The organism is Pseudorhizobium banfieldiae, assembly GCF_000967425.1.
GTDB classification, from domain to species: Bacteria; Pseudomonadota; Alphaproteobacteria; order Rhizobiales; family Rhizobiaceae; genus Neorhizobium; species Neorhizobium banfieldiae.
Map to the genome: position 1 here is coordinate 3,576,844 of NZ_FO082820.1, position 12,692 is coordinate 3,589,535.

General features: G+C 61.3%; 15 protein-coding genes. 11 read left to right on the forward strand and 4 right to left on the reverse strand.

The window, feature by feature from the left end:
- Positions 1-86 precede the first annotated feature (86 nt).
- The gene (locus NT26_RS17335) at positions 87-548 is read left to right on the forward strand and encodes an Lrp/AsnC family transcriptional regulator (RefSeq protein ID WP_052640595.1); all 462 of its coding nucleotides are present in this window, start codon (positions 87-89) and stop codon (positions 546-548) included.
- Positions 549-551: 3 nt separating this feature from the next.
- Here NT26_RS17335 and NT26_RS17340 read toward each other — a convergent pair whose 3' ends face one another.
- Together NT26_RS17340 and NT26_RS23020 are read right to left on the reverse strand one after the other, a co-directional pair.
- Positions 552-1,241, reverse strand: a complete 690-nt coding sequence (locus NT26_RS17340; RefSeq protein ID WP_052640597.1) for an NnrU family protein — start codon at positions 1,239-1,241, stop codon at positions 552-554.
- Between the two features lie 28 nt (positions 1,242-1,269).
- Positions 1,270-1,425, reverse strand: coding sequence for a hypothetical protein (locus NT26_RS23020; protein ID WP_172972370.1), 156 nt, complete (start codon positions 1,423-1,425; stop codon positions 1,270-1,272).
- Between the two features lie 119 nt (positions 1,426-1,544).
- Here NT26_RS23020 and NT26_RS17345 point away from each other — a divergent pair, with 119 nt between their 5' ends.
- The 6 genes from NT26_RS17345 (at position 1,545) to NT26_RS17370 (ending at position 7,218) form a co-directional block, all read left to right on the forward strand.
- Entirely contained in the window at positions 1,545-2,096 is a 552-nt protein-coding gene (locus NT26_RS17345) for a cytochrome c oxidase subunit 3 (protein WP_052640599.1), read from the forward strand.
- 5 nt (positions 2,097-2,101) lie between these two features.
- On the forward strand, positions 2,102-2,386 hold the full coding sequence (locus NT26_RS17350) for a hypothetical protein (RefSeq protein ID WP_052640601.1): 285 nt from the start codon (positions 2,102-2,104) through the stop codon (positions 2,384-2,386).
- 233 nt (positions 2,387-2,619) lie between these two features.
- Positions 2,620-3,072, forward strand: a complete 453-nt coding sequence (locus NT26_RS17355) for a c-type cytochrome (protein ID WP_052640603.1) — start codon at positions 2,620-2,622, stop codon at positions 3,070-3,072.
- A 23-nt stretch (positions 3,073-3,095) separates the two neighbouring features.
- Entirely contained in the window at positions 3,096-4,439 is a 1,344-nt protein-coding gene (locus NT26_RS17360) for a nitric-oxide reductase large subunit (RefSeq protein WP_052640605.1), read from the forward strand.
- 60 nt (positions 4,440-4,499) lie between these two features.
- Positions 4,500-5,312, forward strand: coding sequence for a CbbQ/NirQ/NorQ/GpvN family protein (locus NT26_RS17365; RefSeq protein ID WP_052640607.1), 813 nt, complete (start codon positions 4,500-4,502; stop codon positions 5,310-5,312).
- A gap of 7 nt (positions 5,313-5,319) precedes the next feature.
- Positions 5,320-7,218 (forward strand): nitric oxide reductase activation protein NorD, encoded by a 1,899-nt coding sequence (locus tag NT26_RS17370; protein WP_052640609.1) that lies wholly within the window; start codon positions 5,320-5,322, stop codon positions 7,216-7,218.
- A gap of 81 nt (positions 7,219-7,299) precedes the next feature.
- On the opposite strand, the gene hemN is transcribed toward NT26_RS17370, so the two are convergent.
- On the reverse strand, positions 7,300-8,652 hold the full coding sequence (hemN, locus tag NT26_RS17375; protein ID WP_052640611.1) for an oxygen-independent coproporphyrinogen III oxidase: 1,353 nt from the start codon (positions 8,650-8,652) through the stop codon (positions 7,300-7,302).
- 204 nt (positions 8,653-8,856) lie between these two features.
- Here hemN and NT26_RS17380 point away from each other — a divergent pair, with 204 nt between their 5' ends.
- The 4 genes from NT26_RS17380 to NT26_RS17395 are packed head-to-tail and all read left to right on the forward strand — an operon-like array spanning position 8,857 to position 11,310.
- Positions 8,857-9,129 carry a DUF2249 domain-containing protein gene (locus NT26_RS17380; protein WP_052640613.1) on the forward strand — a complete coding sequence of 91 codons (273 nt, stop codon included), beginning with the start codon at positions 8,857-8,859 and terminating at the stop codon, positions 9,127-9,129.
- A gap of 11 nt (positions 9,130-9,140) precedes the next feature.
- A complete protein-coding gene (locus NT26_RS17385; protein ID WP_052640615.1) occupies positions 9,141-10,496 on the forward strand; it encodes a hypothetical protein in 1,356 nt (451 codons plus the stop codon).
- Complete coding sequence (locus tag NT26_RS17390; RefSeq protein WP_052640616.1) at positions 10,493-11,017, forward strand: DUF2249 domain-containing protein; 525 nt, start codon at positions 10,493-10,495, stop codon at positions 11,015-11,017. The genes NT26_RS17385 and NT26_RS17390 overlap by 4 nt, the downstream gene beginning before the upstream one ends.
- Positions 11,017-11,310: a metal-sulfur cluster assembly factor gene (locus NT26_RS17395; RefSeq protein WP_052640617.1), complete on the forward strand. Its 294-nt coding sequence runs from the start codon at positions 11,017-11,019 to the stop codon at positions 11,308-11,310. The genes NT26_RS17390 and NT26_RS17395 overlap by 1 nt, the downstream gene beginning before the upstream one ends.
- A gap of 33 nt (positions 11,311-11,343) precedes the next feature.
- Here the strand turns inward: NT26_RS17395 and NT26_RS17400 are convergent, their stop codons facing one another.
- Positions 11,344-12,555, reverse strand: a complete 1,212-nt coding sequence (locus NT26_RS17400; RefSeq protein ID WP_052640618.1) for an NnrS family protein — start codon at positions 12,553-12,555, stop codon at positions 11,344-11,346.
- Between the last annotated feature and the right edge of the window lie 137 nt (positions 12,556-12,692).

Sequence of the window (12,692 nt, forward strand, 5' to 3'; positions counted from 1 at the left end):
TCGAAGCAGGTCGGACGACAGACTTTTCAGGGCCAATATGATAGACTGATCGTCTTTTAGTTGCTTCGAGATAAAGAAGATTTCCTATGCAGATCCCAAAAGATAGCCAACTTGATGCATTCGACCGGAAGATCCTGGAGATAGTCTCCGAAGACGGGAGGATCGCGGTTACCGAACTCGCGAACCGTATTGGTCTCTCAAAGACCCCGTGCGCCGCGCGGCTCAAACGTCTTATTGAAGAAGGTTACATCCTGGGCTTCCGGGCGATGCTCGATCCTCAGAAGCTCGGGCTCGAGCATGTGGCTTTCGCGGAAGTGACCCTGTCGGACACCCGGGAGAAAGCCTTGGCGGAATTCAACCAGGCCGTCCGGAAGATCAGAGAAGTGGAGGAGTGCCACATGATCGCCGGGCGTTTCGACTATCTCCTGAAGGTCCGCACGCCGAACATCCGCCGCTACCGCGAGATCCTCGGCGAGAAGATCTCGAGCCTGCCACATGTGGCAAGCACGTCCACTTCGGTCGCCATGCAGTCGGTGAAGGAACGTTGAGGCCTAGAGGCTGCGGATGAAGAGCAGCGGGTCGCCGCCGAACAGCCAGGCATGCCCGCCCGCCAGCAGCCATGCAGCCAGAACCGCCATACCGACCACTGCCAGGAGCATCGGCATGTCGAACCGCAGCCGTGCCCGCCCCTGCAGGATCGCCGCGAAAGGAACAATCGACGTATCCGCTGCCATCTCCGTTAAGGCGTTACCGTGCTTCTTGCGGCTGCGTTTCTCCATCATCGCCATGCTGCCGGCGCTGAAAATCGCAAAGCCTCCGAAGAGGAGCAGCGAGCGCAGGTCGCCATTTGCTGGAATATGGCCGAGCGCCCAGAGGACGAAGCCCCACAGTACCGGATGCCGGGTCACCGCAACGATGGCGCCCGGCTCGCCCCCTCCGCGCCGCGCGGTGGTCGAGAAGGGATTCCGGCTCAAGAGCCCGGCCAGAACGAAGAAAAGGCCCAGCGGTGCGGCGGCGAAGGCCACATGTCCTTGCCATGCGGCAAGCGCCCACAGTTCGATGTAGTCCAGATTGAAAGCAGAGTAGAACAGCCAGGCCAGTGCGACCAGCGAGACGGCGGAGTAGAGCGCGATGTAGGTGCCGTGTCCAAGGTGCGACACGAGCGCTCCCCGGATGCGGGGCGACGCAGGAATGGAGTGAAGGGCGACGAATACGGTGAACGCCGCCAGGAACTGCGTCATGGCCGGACCTCGTCTCGATCTGCCGCGGCTATTGCTGAAGGAACAGCACGGCCGCGATCGCTACAGAAAATAGGACGGCGGCAAAGGAACTGTAGCCCTGCAGCACGCCCATTCTCTTGAGTGCAATCGCGAAGGCGACAATGATCGGGGTGGCAAGCGCAAGGCCGACTTGGGCATCAGTCATCTTGGAACATCCTTTTTGCGCCCATTCTAGGCGCCAAACCTTCACCGTCTTTGCGATTTGACAAAGAACAAGCTGCAGCCGCTCGCCATCTTCACCCGCAACGAAACTGGAGATGACAGATGGCGGACGTCCCGGCTTCCCATGCAGAGCCCGTTGACGAGGGAGGAGATCTTCTCCTCTGGATTCTGGTGTGGAGCGAACTGGTTACCTTCGGCATTCTCTTTGCCGCATTCCTGGTGGTCTCGCTTTTCCAGCCCGCCGAATTCGCTGCCGCCAAGCTTCAGCTCTCGACCCGCATTGCCGGGTTCAACACGGTCGTGCTCCTCGCCAGCAGCTGGACAGCGGCCCTCGCCGTGCATGCCGTCTCGAACCGCCGCCTGCAGCAGGTTTACCTTGCGGCAACGGCGGTTCTTGGATTTGGCTTCGTCGCCGTCAAGCTCGCAGAATACGCCGCCGAGATGCCGGCGGCCGGAGATGCCGCCTTCGGCTCCTTCTTCGAGCTTTACTTCCTCATAACCGGCTTCCATCTGGCCCATGTTGCCTTCCTGGCCCTGGTCCTGTTGCTCATCGCCTGGAAGCCGCGCCAGTCGAACGTCGTGATGGCCACAACGATCTGGCACGTCGTCGACCTCATCTGGCTGGTAATGTTCCCGCTCCTCTACCTCGGATGAATGTCATGACCGCGAAACAGTCTGCTCGTCTCTTCACCAGCGCCAACTGGGTCATGATGCTCGCCATCGTCGGAGCGCTGATGGCAGCTCAATGGAAACATCAGGCTGTACCGTTGGCGATCCTTGTCCTGCTCCTCGTTTTTACCGTCATCAAGGCACGGCTAATCATCCTCGACTTCATGGGCTTGCGCGCCGCACGTCCCGCCATGGCGATTGCACTCTGGTCCTGGCCGACCCTCTTTTCGTTCGCGTCCCTGGGTCGTGCCCTCGGCTCTTACTGGTTCGGATGAGTCTCTGCGCCGCAGCTTATTAGCCGGCTACCTGCCAGGGTGGTCGGCTGCTTGTATTTCAGGCCATGCTGCCGGCTACCGCTGATGTATTTGCCAAAAAGCAAAGAAGGGCAGCCTGAAAAATCGCAAACACAGCATGGCCCACCGAGTCCGATCTGACATCGCGTCGGTGGCCGCGACGCAAACATGCCCGCCGGAGATCAGCTGGACGGGCGCCAGGAAAGGACCTCGGCATGTCAGAACGCCTGACAAAGACCGGAGCGCGCAACGTCTTCTACGGCGGGTCCGCGTTCTTCTTCGCGATATTCCTCGGGCTGACGGCGCACAGCCACTACTACATACGCACCACCTCCACCGACGAATCGACGCTGACGGATGCCGTTGCGCGCGGCAAGCATGTCTGGGAGGAGAACTCCTGCATCAACTGCCACTCGCTCCTCGGCGAGGGCTCCTATTTCGCACCTGAACTCGGCAATGTCTGGATCCGCTATGGCGGCCACGAAGACGCTGAAACGGCCCGCGACACGCTGAAGGGTTGGATGGCGGCCATGCCCACCGGCATCGAGGGTCGTCGCCAGATGCCACAGTTCAACCTCACCGACCAGCAACTCGACGACCTCGCTGCCTTCCTGGAATGGACGAGCCGGATCAAGACGCAGAACTGGCCGCCAAACGACGCCGGCTGACCTGAGGGAAAAGGAAGACCACCATGAAATATCAAACCCAGAAGGTCGCGATGCTGTACTTTTACGGCGCGCTCGGCCTCTTCGTCGCCCAGGTCCTGTTCGGCGTCCTCGCCGGCACGATCTATGTCCTGCCCAACACGCTCTCCGAGCTCCTGCCGTTCAACATCGTGCGGATGATCCATACCAACGCGCTGATTGTCTGGCTGCTGATCGGCTTCATGGGTTCCACCTACTACCTGCTTCCGGAGGAGGCGGAAACGGAGCTCTACAGCCCGAAGCTCGCCATCATTCAGTTCTGGCTCTTCCTCGGCGCCGCAGCGGTTGCCGTGGTGGGCTATATGTTCAAGATCCACGAAGGACGTGAGTTCCTTGAACAGCCCTTCATCATCAAGGTCGGCATCGTCGTCGTCTGCCTGATGTTCCTGTTCAACATCACCATGACGGTCCTGAAGGGCCGCAAGACGGTCGTCACCAACATCCTGATCTTCGGTCTCTGGGGCGTAGCGATCTTCTTCCTCTTCGCCTTCTACAACCCGGCCAACTTGGCGCTCGACAAGATGTACTGGTGGTATGTCGTCCATCTGTGGGTTGAAGGTGTCTGGGAGCTGATCATGGCGTCCATTCTCGCCTACCTGATGATCAAGTTGAACGGCATCGACCGCGAAGTCGTCGAAAAGTGGCTCTACGTGATCGTCGGCCTGGCACTCTTCTCGGGCATCCTCGGCACCGGCCATCACTTCTATTGGATCGGCGCTCCGGGCTACTGGCAGTGGATCGGCTCGCTCTTCTCCACGCTTGAAGTGGCACCCTTCTTCACCATGGTGATCTTCACCTTCGTGATGACCTGGAAGGCCGGCCGCAAGCATCCGAACCGTGCAGCCCTCCTGTGGTCCATCGGCTGCTCGGTCATGGCCTTCTTCGGCGCCGGTGTCTGGGGCTTCCTGCACACCCTGTCGTCGGTGAACTTCTACACCCATGGCACGCAGGTCACTGCCGCCCACGGCCACCTCGCCTTCTTCGGCGCCTATGTCATGCTGAACCTCGCGGTCATGGCCTATGCGGTACCGGAGATCCGCGGCCGCGCCCCGTACAACCAGATGCTCTCAATGGTCAGCTTCTGGATCATGTGCACCGCAATGTCGGTGATGACCTTTGCACTGACCTTCGCAGGCGTGCTGCAGGTCCACCTCCAGCGCGTGCTGGGCGAGAGCTACATGGACGTCCAGGACCAATTGGCGATGTTCTACTGGGTCCGCCTGGGTTCGGGCGTCTTCGTGCTGCTGTCGGCCATCATGTTCCTCTGGGCCTTGTTCGTGCCGGGTCGCCAGCGGCTTCCCTCCGCCACGGCGGCAGTTCCGGCCGAATGAGAGGTGCGGCCCCGTCACGACCGGGGCCGCACCCACCTCCTCCGTTGAAAGGATCCGACAATGAACCTCCATCTTTCCGCCACGGCGCCAGGTAAGGCGCTGGTGCCCCACTACATCCCGGCGGGCAACGAGTGCGAACTCTTCGAACTGGCCTGGAAGCGGAAGCTGCCACTTCTTCTCAAGGGGCCGACTGGCTGCGGCAAGACCCGCTTCGTCAGCCATATGGCCGCCAGACTGGGCCTGCCGCTCTCCACCGTTTCCTGCCATGACGACCTTGCCGCCGCTGACCTCACAGGGCGCTATCTCCTGAAGGGTGGCGACACGGTCTGGGTAGACGGACCACTCACTCGCGCCGTCCGCAATGGCGGCGTCTGCTATCTCGACGAGGTCGTGGAAGCCCGCAAGGATGTCGCCGTCGTCCTGCACCCTCTGACCGACGACCGTCGTATCCTGCCGCTCGAGCGAACCGGCGAGACGCTGGAGGCTCCCGCAGAGTTCATGCTCGTCGTGTCCTACAACCCCGGCTACCAGAACATCCTGAAGGCCCTGAAGCCGTCGACGAAGCAGCGATTCGTCGCGATCGAGTTCGATTTCCTTCCCAAGGAGCAGGAGATCGCGATCGTTTCCGCCGAAAGCGGCCTTGAGGAGCGCCATGTCGCACCGCTGGTCAACCTCGCTCAGAGACTGCGCACGATGAAGGGACACGATCTCGAAGAAGGTGTCTCGACCCGCCTCCTCGTATACTGCGCATCGCTGATCGAGAGCGGGTTGACACCGCGCGAGGCGATCTCCGCAGCGATGATCGAGCCGTTGACGGACGATCCGGATGTACGGCTGGCGCTACGCGAAGTGGCAGGCGCAATCATACCCTGAGGCAATCATGTTCGAGTTCTTGGAACTGGAAGAAACCGTCGGGAAGACATGGCATCGCCTTGTCGGCCAGACCCGCAGCATGCCCCGCTATCCGGAGCAGGCCGTACGCCTTGACGAGGTCTCTCCCGTGCTGGCCTCCTGCTTCCGCGGCTTCGGCGGCGAAAGCACGTGCCAATTGGTGCCTGCGGCACAGAAGACGAACGGCCACAGGCTGAAATTGCGACAATTGGTCGGTCTCGGAGAGGAACGGGTGGCGCGCATCGGCCGTGACTTCGCGCGCGTCATGTTGCCGGCAGAAATTGACTTCTTCCCCGACCGGGCCCTCAACCGCAGTCTCTATATCTGGCTCACCGCCTATCTCGCGCTCGCCCCGTCACGGGGGATCAATGCGGACGAGCCGCTGGCGCGTGACCTTGCCCGGATCGACCGGGCGGAGGAGACGGTCCGGGAGGTGCTGAAGGCCTTCCCGGGTCTGGGCGCAAGTTATCGCAACCTCTGCGGCGCCATTCTTGCCGAGCGGCAGCGCGGAAAGCTGCCACCGGTCGAACAGCTCGTTGAGAACCGAATCCTGAGCATCCTGCGAAAGGCGGCCTCGCTAGAGGATCCGCTTCCCGCATCGATCTTTCCGCGACAGTCGCCGCCCGGCTACCAGCCGATGATGGATGTGCCCCTCTGGCCGGAGTTCTTTAATACCAGCGAGACGGCACCCGCCAATTGCGAAACCGACAGTCCACTAGGTGATGCCAGCGCACCTGCTGGCGGCAAGCGCTTCGTCGCCCAGCGGGAGGCCGTCGACGACAAGCGCAACGAGCGGAGCCCGTTCATCCTGAATCGCTTCGAGAAGATTCTCGCGATGGCCGAGATGGTCAATGTCGACCGGCCGACCGACGACAAGGACGACGAGGACGGCAAGGCCGCGGACGATCTTGACGACATGGTTCTCGGCCGCCGCCGTGAACGCCCATCGTCGCGATTCCGCTTCGACCTCGACCTGCCGCCGGAAATGCTCGACCTGAGTCACATAGAAGCGGAACTCAGTTACCCCGAATGGGACTACCGGAAATCGACCTATCTCAAGAGCTACTGCCGCGTACTGGCGGCGCCGGCTTCCGAGAAGGGAGATGCGCTGGCGACCGATGACGAGACACGGAGGCTCGTGAAGAAGGTCCGCCGTCAGTTTGAGATCCTGAGGCCGCGCCATGAGCTGCTGAAGGCACAGCTGGACGGCTCGGAGCTCGACATGGATGCCGTGGTCCGCTCGCGGACCGACCTCATCGCCGGCGGGCAGGGCAGCGACCGAATTCATCTGATGAGCCGGCCGCAGACCACGGATCTGGCGGTGACCATCCTTGTTGACGTGTCACTGTCGACGGATGCGTGGATCGACAATCGCCGCGTTCTCGATGTCGAGAAGGAAGCATTGCTGGTGCTGGCGCAGGGCCTTTCCGCCTGCGGTACCGACCATTCCATCCTGACCTTCACGTCGCGGCGCCGCTCGTGGGTTCGTGTCGAGACAGTCAAGGCCTTCGACGAGGCGATGGGGCAAGCGGTCGAGAATAGGATCGGCGCTCTGAAGCCCGGTTACTATACGCGGCTCGGCGCTGCGATGCGCCATGCGACCGCCGAACTGCAGAAGCGGCCGAATCGCACAAAGCTCCTGCTGGTGCTGACGGATGGAAAGCCGAACGACATCGACCATTATGAGGGTCGTTTCGCTCTGGAAGACAGCCGCCGTGCGGTCCAGGAAGCGCGCCGCAACGGCACCAAGGTCTTCGCCGTGACGGTCGACCGGGACGCCCAATCCTACCTGCCGATCATGTTCGGCCGCAATGGATATGCGCTCGTCGGCGACATCTCAAAACTGCCGGCGGCACTGCCGGCCATCTATCGCGGCCTGACGACTTAGGGCGGGGGCGTCGGTCGCACGGAAGAGCCCGGCGGGACATCCCCCAGCCGGGCTCTTTCTGTTTCTGTAGAAGTTCTTTGTCTACGCGGCCTTGCTGTAGGTCCGCTGCGAGGCTCCGAGATAGGCATCAAACGCAGCCGCAACGGCGCGAATGACAAAGCGATGGGCGTCATTGACCTGGACCGTACCGGCACCACGACGGATCAGTCCGTCGCTTTCCAGCGCGTCAAGCGCCTTGTTATCCTTCAGCAGGAGGTCCGCGTCGAAATCATGCGCGGCGCAGATTGCAGCCACGTCAACCGAGAAGTCGCACATCAGCCTCTCGATAACTTCAGCACGGAGCCGGTCTTCCGACGTCAGCGCGTAGGTCTTGGCCGTCGGCAGTTCGCCGGTGCACACGCGGTTGGCGTAGAGGCCGGGCGGCACTTCGTTCTGATGGTATCCCTGGCCGAGCCTGCCGATCGCCGACGCACCGAGGCCGACGAGCGTCTCACAGGCATCGGTGGTATATCCCTGGAAGTTCCGGTGCAGGCGTCCTTCGCGTTGTGCAACGGCCAACTCGTCATCAGGCAAGGCGAAGTGGTCGAGACCGATCTGTCGATAGCCGGCCGCCACGAGCCTCTCCGCAATCGCCTCCGCCTGGGCGTGGCGTCCCTGCGCATCCGGAAGTGCAGCCTCGTCGATCAGTCGCTGGTGCTTCTTGAAGGTGGGGATATGGGCGTAGCCGAAAACCGCGAAGCGATCCGGACGCATCTGGACGGCAGTGTCCACCGTTTCGACGCAGGATTCGACCGTCTGGAACGGTAACCCGTAGATCAGGTCGAAATTGATGGCATGGATGCCATTCGCCCTCAAGCCATCAACGGCCTTCAACGTCGCCTCCGCAGTCTGGATGCGGTTGATCGCCTTCTGCACCTTCGGATCGAAGCTCTGCACGCCAAGGCTCGCGCGCGTGACGCCGGAACGTCCGAGCGCTTCCATCATCTCCGCCTGCAGCCGGCGGGGGTCGATTTCGACCGCCGTGTTGACCTCGGGAGCAAAGCCCAGCTTCGTCCGCAATGCCTGCATCAGCCCAAGGAATTCCTCGGGCTCGATAATTGTCGGAGTGCCTCCACCGAAGTGGATCTCCCCGACATTGAGGCTGTCTTTCCGCTGAGCGGCGACCAACTCGATCTCGCGGTGCAGGACGTCGAGATAATCGAGGATCGGCTTGTCCTTCTCCGTGATGGTCGTGTGACAGCCACAGTACCAGCACATGGAGCGGCAGAAGGGGATGTGGAGGTAAAGCGAGGTGGCACGGTCGGTCGGAATCGAACTCAACCAGCCGGCGTAGGTGCCGGGGACGATATCGGCCGTGAAGTTCGGAGCCGTGGGGTAACTCGTATAGCGCGGCAGGCGCGCCTCGCCGTATTTTTCCACGATGGACTGCGACATGGAAATCTTCCTTCTAGCATTTCAGCTCAAGGAACTACCGGCGATCCACGGGGCCGTCTTTGCGCAATGTCAATTGATCGGTGCACCAGCGGGATTGTTTGTCGCACCACAAAGTGGGCCGCTAACGGCCGCGATAGGTTGAGATCGGGATGAGTTCGGCCTGCTCTCCCACCCATCATCAACCAGGCCTTCGGAAAGACATAGATGTCGAATACTGCCGAGATCCCTCTGATCGACGTGAGGCTCATTCCGCCTCCGGAGCGTCACCCGCGCATCTTTGGTCTGTTGACCACACTTGAGCCAGGCGCCGCGATGCATGTCGCCAGCGACCATGACCCGCGACCGCTGCACTATCAGATCGAAAGCCGCTACCCGGAACAGTTCGACTGGAACTATCTTGAACAAGGGCCGATGACCTGGCGCGTCGAGATCACGCGCGCAAAAAGCTCCGGCTGCGACTGCTGCTGCGGACACTGAGGAACAGAGACATGCAAGGCGCCTCGATTTCCCGCTGGACCATGACCTACTTCGCGACGTCGCTCGTCTTTCTTCTGATCGGGCAGGCACTTCTTGTCGTGGGTTTCGGATACCCTGTCCTGCAGGTCGAGGCGCCGGAAACGCTGGTCATCGTCCATCTGCTGGCGATCGGCTGGCTAGGGCTGCTGTTCTGCGGCGCCTTGCTTCAGTTCGTCCCTGTTCTCGTGGCTCGCCCCCTCCATGCGCCGTCGCTCGCGCTCCACGCGTTGATCCTGCTCATCGTCGGACTTCTTCTTCTCTGCCTCGGTTTCCTCCACCTGGGGGGACGCATCGAGGTCAGTGCCTTCCTCCTGCCGATGGGGGCAATGCTGCTGACGATCGGATTCGGCTTCATCATCTACATGATCGGCGGGACGCTGGTCGCCGGCACACCACTCGCTTTGCCGGCCCGCTTCGTTGCGTTGGGCCTTCTGGCACTTGGCGGCACGGCCGGTCTCGGATTTCTCTTCTCTCTTCAGCTGTCAGGCCTCACCGGCAGTACACCGCTAGCGAATTTCCTGCCTGACGGCCTGTCGATCCATGCCTATCTCGGTCTCGTCGGCTGGATGAGCGTCAGCGCCTTCGGCGTCAGCTACCGCCTGTTGGCGATGTTCCTGCTGGCACCGGAGCGGGAGCGGCGGACGAGCCAGTTCGCGTTTTATCTGCTTGCAGCCTCGATAACGATTGCCATGTCGCTTGTGCTTGTCCTTCTGCTGGGTGGCACGATACACGGCCTTATCTACGCCAGCCTGGCACTCGCCGCCGTCGCTGCTGTTCTCTTCAGTTCAGACGTCGTCGTCATGTATCGACAGCGCAAGCGAAAGGCGCTGGAGCTGAATACTCTCCTCACTGCTGTCGCAGTAGGCGCCTTGCTGGTTTCCGTACTGGCCTTCATTCTGCTGGCCTCGTTCGGAACACTCGAGCGACAGCTCGCACCCCTCGTCTATCTCGTCTGTTTCGGATGGTTGACGACGCTCGGCTTGGGCCAGCTCTACAAGATCGCCGCCTTCATGACATGGCTCGAACACTACGGCCCCGTACTTGGCCGTCAGCCGGTCCCGAGGGTACAGGATCTTGTCAATGAACGCCGCGCGTCCCGCTGGTTCTACCTCTATATCTGTGCGGTGGCCGCGGCTGTTCTCGCGCTTCTTCTGGGATCCGTGGCCCTCTTCCGCACTGTCGCCTTGCTGCAGACCGTGTCGGTCGGCATGCTGGCGCTCGAGATCGCCCGCACCCGCCGGCTGCGCTATGTATCATTTTCGTCGGGCAGTGCGGTGACGACGCCGCGCCCGAATCTCTTCCTGCCCCACCCGCTCGAAAGGAAATGACTATGGCCACAGAATTCAAGACGCTGGATGTTCGGCCGATCCTTGAGTCAGGCGGCGAGCCTTTTCAGGCCATCATGGGAGCAGTTGACGCTTTGGCTCCGGGCGAGGGCCTGAAACTACTTGCGCCCTTCCGGCCGCAACCGCTGTTCACGGTCATGGCGCGGCGTGGCTTCGACTATGAACTCGAAGAACTGCAGGATGGCGACTTCGAAGTCCGGTTCCTGCCCAAACAGGCCGAGCCGGAAATCCGGTATTCGGGAGATGGTCCGTCGCCCGACCTCTGGCCGGAACCTTCGATAGACCTCGACCTGTCGGAACTGGATCCGCCGGAGCCGATGGTCAGGCTGCTAGCGGAAGCAGAGCGTCTCGATCCAGGGGAGGTCATCTTCGCCGTCCTGTCTCGCGAACCGCTGTTCCTGTTTCCCGAGCTGACCAGCCGTGGACATCAATGGGTCGGCAACTTCGACGCGACCGGAAACCTTTATCGCATCATGATCCGTGTCGGATCGAGGGCCGAGTGATGCCTGGGGGCCATCAGAACGATCTGACGGAACGGGTCCGTGAGGCTTTGACCGCCGTCATCGATCCAGAGCTGGGCAAGAATGTCGTCGCGCTGGGCATTATCTACGGCGTCGAGGCAAGCGATGCGGGAACTGTTCGGATTACGATGACGACGACGACCCAAGGATGTCCGGCTTCTGCCTTCCTGGTAGATGCCGTTCGCTATGCTACCCGGTCAGTCGAGGGCGTGCTTGAGGCGGATGTCCGCTTGACCCACGAACCACGCTGGGACCCGGGGATGATGGCCCCCTGAGCGAGGGGACCATCCAGACACGCTGCCCAGCGCTCAACCGATCTTGCGCCTGACCCGTGTCAGCATCGGCGCATATTCAACCAGGAAAAGACCGAAGGCCAGCAGCCAGCTCGCACCCGAGATGACATACAACAGCCGGGCATGGTCCGGGAGGAAATCCGCTATAGGCCGGACAATGGCTGCGAGCACAATCGCCACATAGATGATCGAGGTCGTGCGGGATGCGGTCAATACGCGGCCGGTGTGCCCACGGGTGGCACGGGTCATCACGGCAAGCATCATCGAGGTCACGGTACCGACCGTCAGGACATGCAGGGCAGCGGTCGGCGAAACCACGCCGAGAGCGGCGACGGCAATACCAAGAAACCCGAGCGGCACGAAGAGATAAGCCACGTGCAGGACGGTAACCAGATGTTCATCCAGCGTGGTCCAGCCACGCCAGCGCGTCAGCCGCGCTGCATGAAGCATGAAAGCGGCACAGCTCAAAGCAGCAACGATCCATCCTTCCGCAAGAAGCACCCAAGCAGCGAGTGCGGCAACTCCGGTAAGAATCGCCACGCTGTCAAAGCGGCTGTATGGGGCCGGGAAGTCCGTGCGACCGACCTTGTTGATCCAGTTCCGGGTGAAGCTTGGGATGATGCGTCCACCGATGATCATCACCAGCACGACATAGGCCGAGACCGCAAGCTTGAACGCGATATCAGGATGGCCGCCCTGCATCACCTGGAGATGAAACAGGATATTGCCGGAGGTTAGTGCGAGCAGTCCCCCCATGACCTTCAGGTCCTTCCACTTCCGGCCGGCGATGACCTCCCGCACGCAGATCAGCAACAAGGTCGGCAGGAACAAACTTTCGATGGCGGCCACCGTTCCGGTCGCAATCCCCGGAATGAGGAAGGCAAGCCGCCCGACCAACCACAATGCAAACAGCCAGAACAGCGGCCAGCCGGACACCGGCAGCCTGCCCGTCCAGTTCGGTACCGCCGTCAGAAGAAAGCCGGCGAGCACGGCTGAGGAATAGCCGAACAGCATTTCATGCGCATGCCAATGGGCAGGGCCATAGTCCTCGGCGACCGGTAGAAGGCCCGTCAGACTTGCGATCCAGAGAGCCATGGTGACGACGGCCCACACGGCCGCGCCAAGGAAGAACGGCCGGAACCCATAGGAAAAAAGCACTGGCGCGCTCTGCGACAGCCCCCTCGGAATGCCGCCCTTTCGGGCTTGTTCTGCGGAACCTAAGGCCATGAATACTCTCCTTCTGTATCTTGATCTTTGTCTATTCCGGGAGAGCAGAAGGGTCTTTGCGAATGCGCAATGAAAATCCTTCGCCAAATTTGTCTTGGCTCAAAGATGCTATTGCGAACCAATACTAGTTTCCGTGA

Coding starts and splice junctions, on each gene's coding strand:
- hemN (WP_052640611.1), bottom strand. CDS start 8,652: ATGTCGCAGTCCATCGTGGAAAAATACGGCGAGGCGCGCCTGCCGCGC.
- NT26_RS23020 (WP_172972370.1), bottom strand. CDS start 1,425: ATGACTGATGCCCAAGTCGGCCTTGCGCTTGCCACCCCGATCATTGTC.
- NT26_RS17385 (WP_052640615.1), top strand. CDS start 9,141: ATGCAAGGCGCCTCGATTTCCCGCTGGACCATGACCTACTTCGCGACG.
- NT26_RS17335 (WP_052640595.1), top strand. CDS start 87: ATGCAGATCCCAAAAGATAGCCAACTTGATGCATTCGACCGGAAGATC.
- NT26_RS17355 (WP_052640603.1), top strand. CDS start 2,620: ATGTCAGAACGCCTGACAAAGACCGGAGCGCGCAACGTCTTCTACGGC.
- NT26_RS17400 (WP_052640618.1), bottom strand. CDS start 12,555: ATGGCCTTAGGTTCCGCAGAACAAGCCCGAAAGGGCGGCATTCCGAGG.
- NT26_RS17365 (WP_052640607.1), top strand. CDS start 4,500: ATGAACCTCCATCTTTCCGCCACGGCGCCAGGTAAGGCGCTGGTGCCC.
- NT26_RS17345 (WP_052640599.1), top strand. CDS start 1,545: ATGGCGGACGTCCCGGCTTCCCATGCAGAGCCCGTTGACGAGGGAGGA.
- NT26_RS17350 (WP_052640601.1), top strand. CDS start 2,102: ATGACCGCGAAACAGTCTGCTCGTCTCTTCACCAGCGCCAACTGGGTC.
- NT26_RS17370 (WP_052640609.1), top strand. CDS start 5,320: ATGTTCGAGTTCTTGGAACTGGAAGAAACCGTCGGGAAGACATGGCAT.
- NT26_RS17360 (WP_052640605.1), top strand. CDS start 3,096: ATGAAATATCAAACCCAGAAGGTCGCGATGCTGTACTTTTACGGCGCG.
- NT26_RS17380 (WP_052640613.1), top strand. CDS start 8,857: ATGTCGAATACTGCCGAGATCCCTCTGATCGACGTGAGGCTCATTCCG.
- NT26_RS17390 (WP_052640616.1), top strand. CDS start 10,493: ATGACTATGGCCACAGAATTCAAGACGCTGGATGTTCGGCCGATCCTT.
- NT26_RS17340 (WP_052640597.1), bottom strand. CDS start 1,241: ATGACGCAGTTCCTGGCGGCGTTCACCGTATTCGTCGCCCTTCACTCC.
- NT26_RS17395 (WP_052640617.1), top strand. CDS start 11,017: ATGCCTGGGGGCCATCAGAACGATCTGACGGAACGGGTCCGTGAGGCT.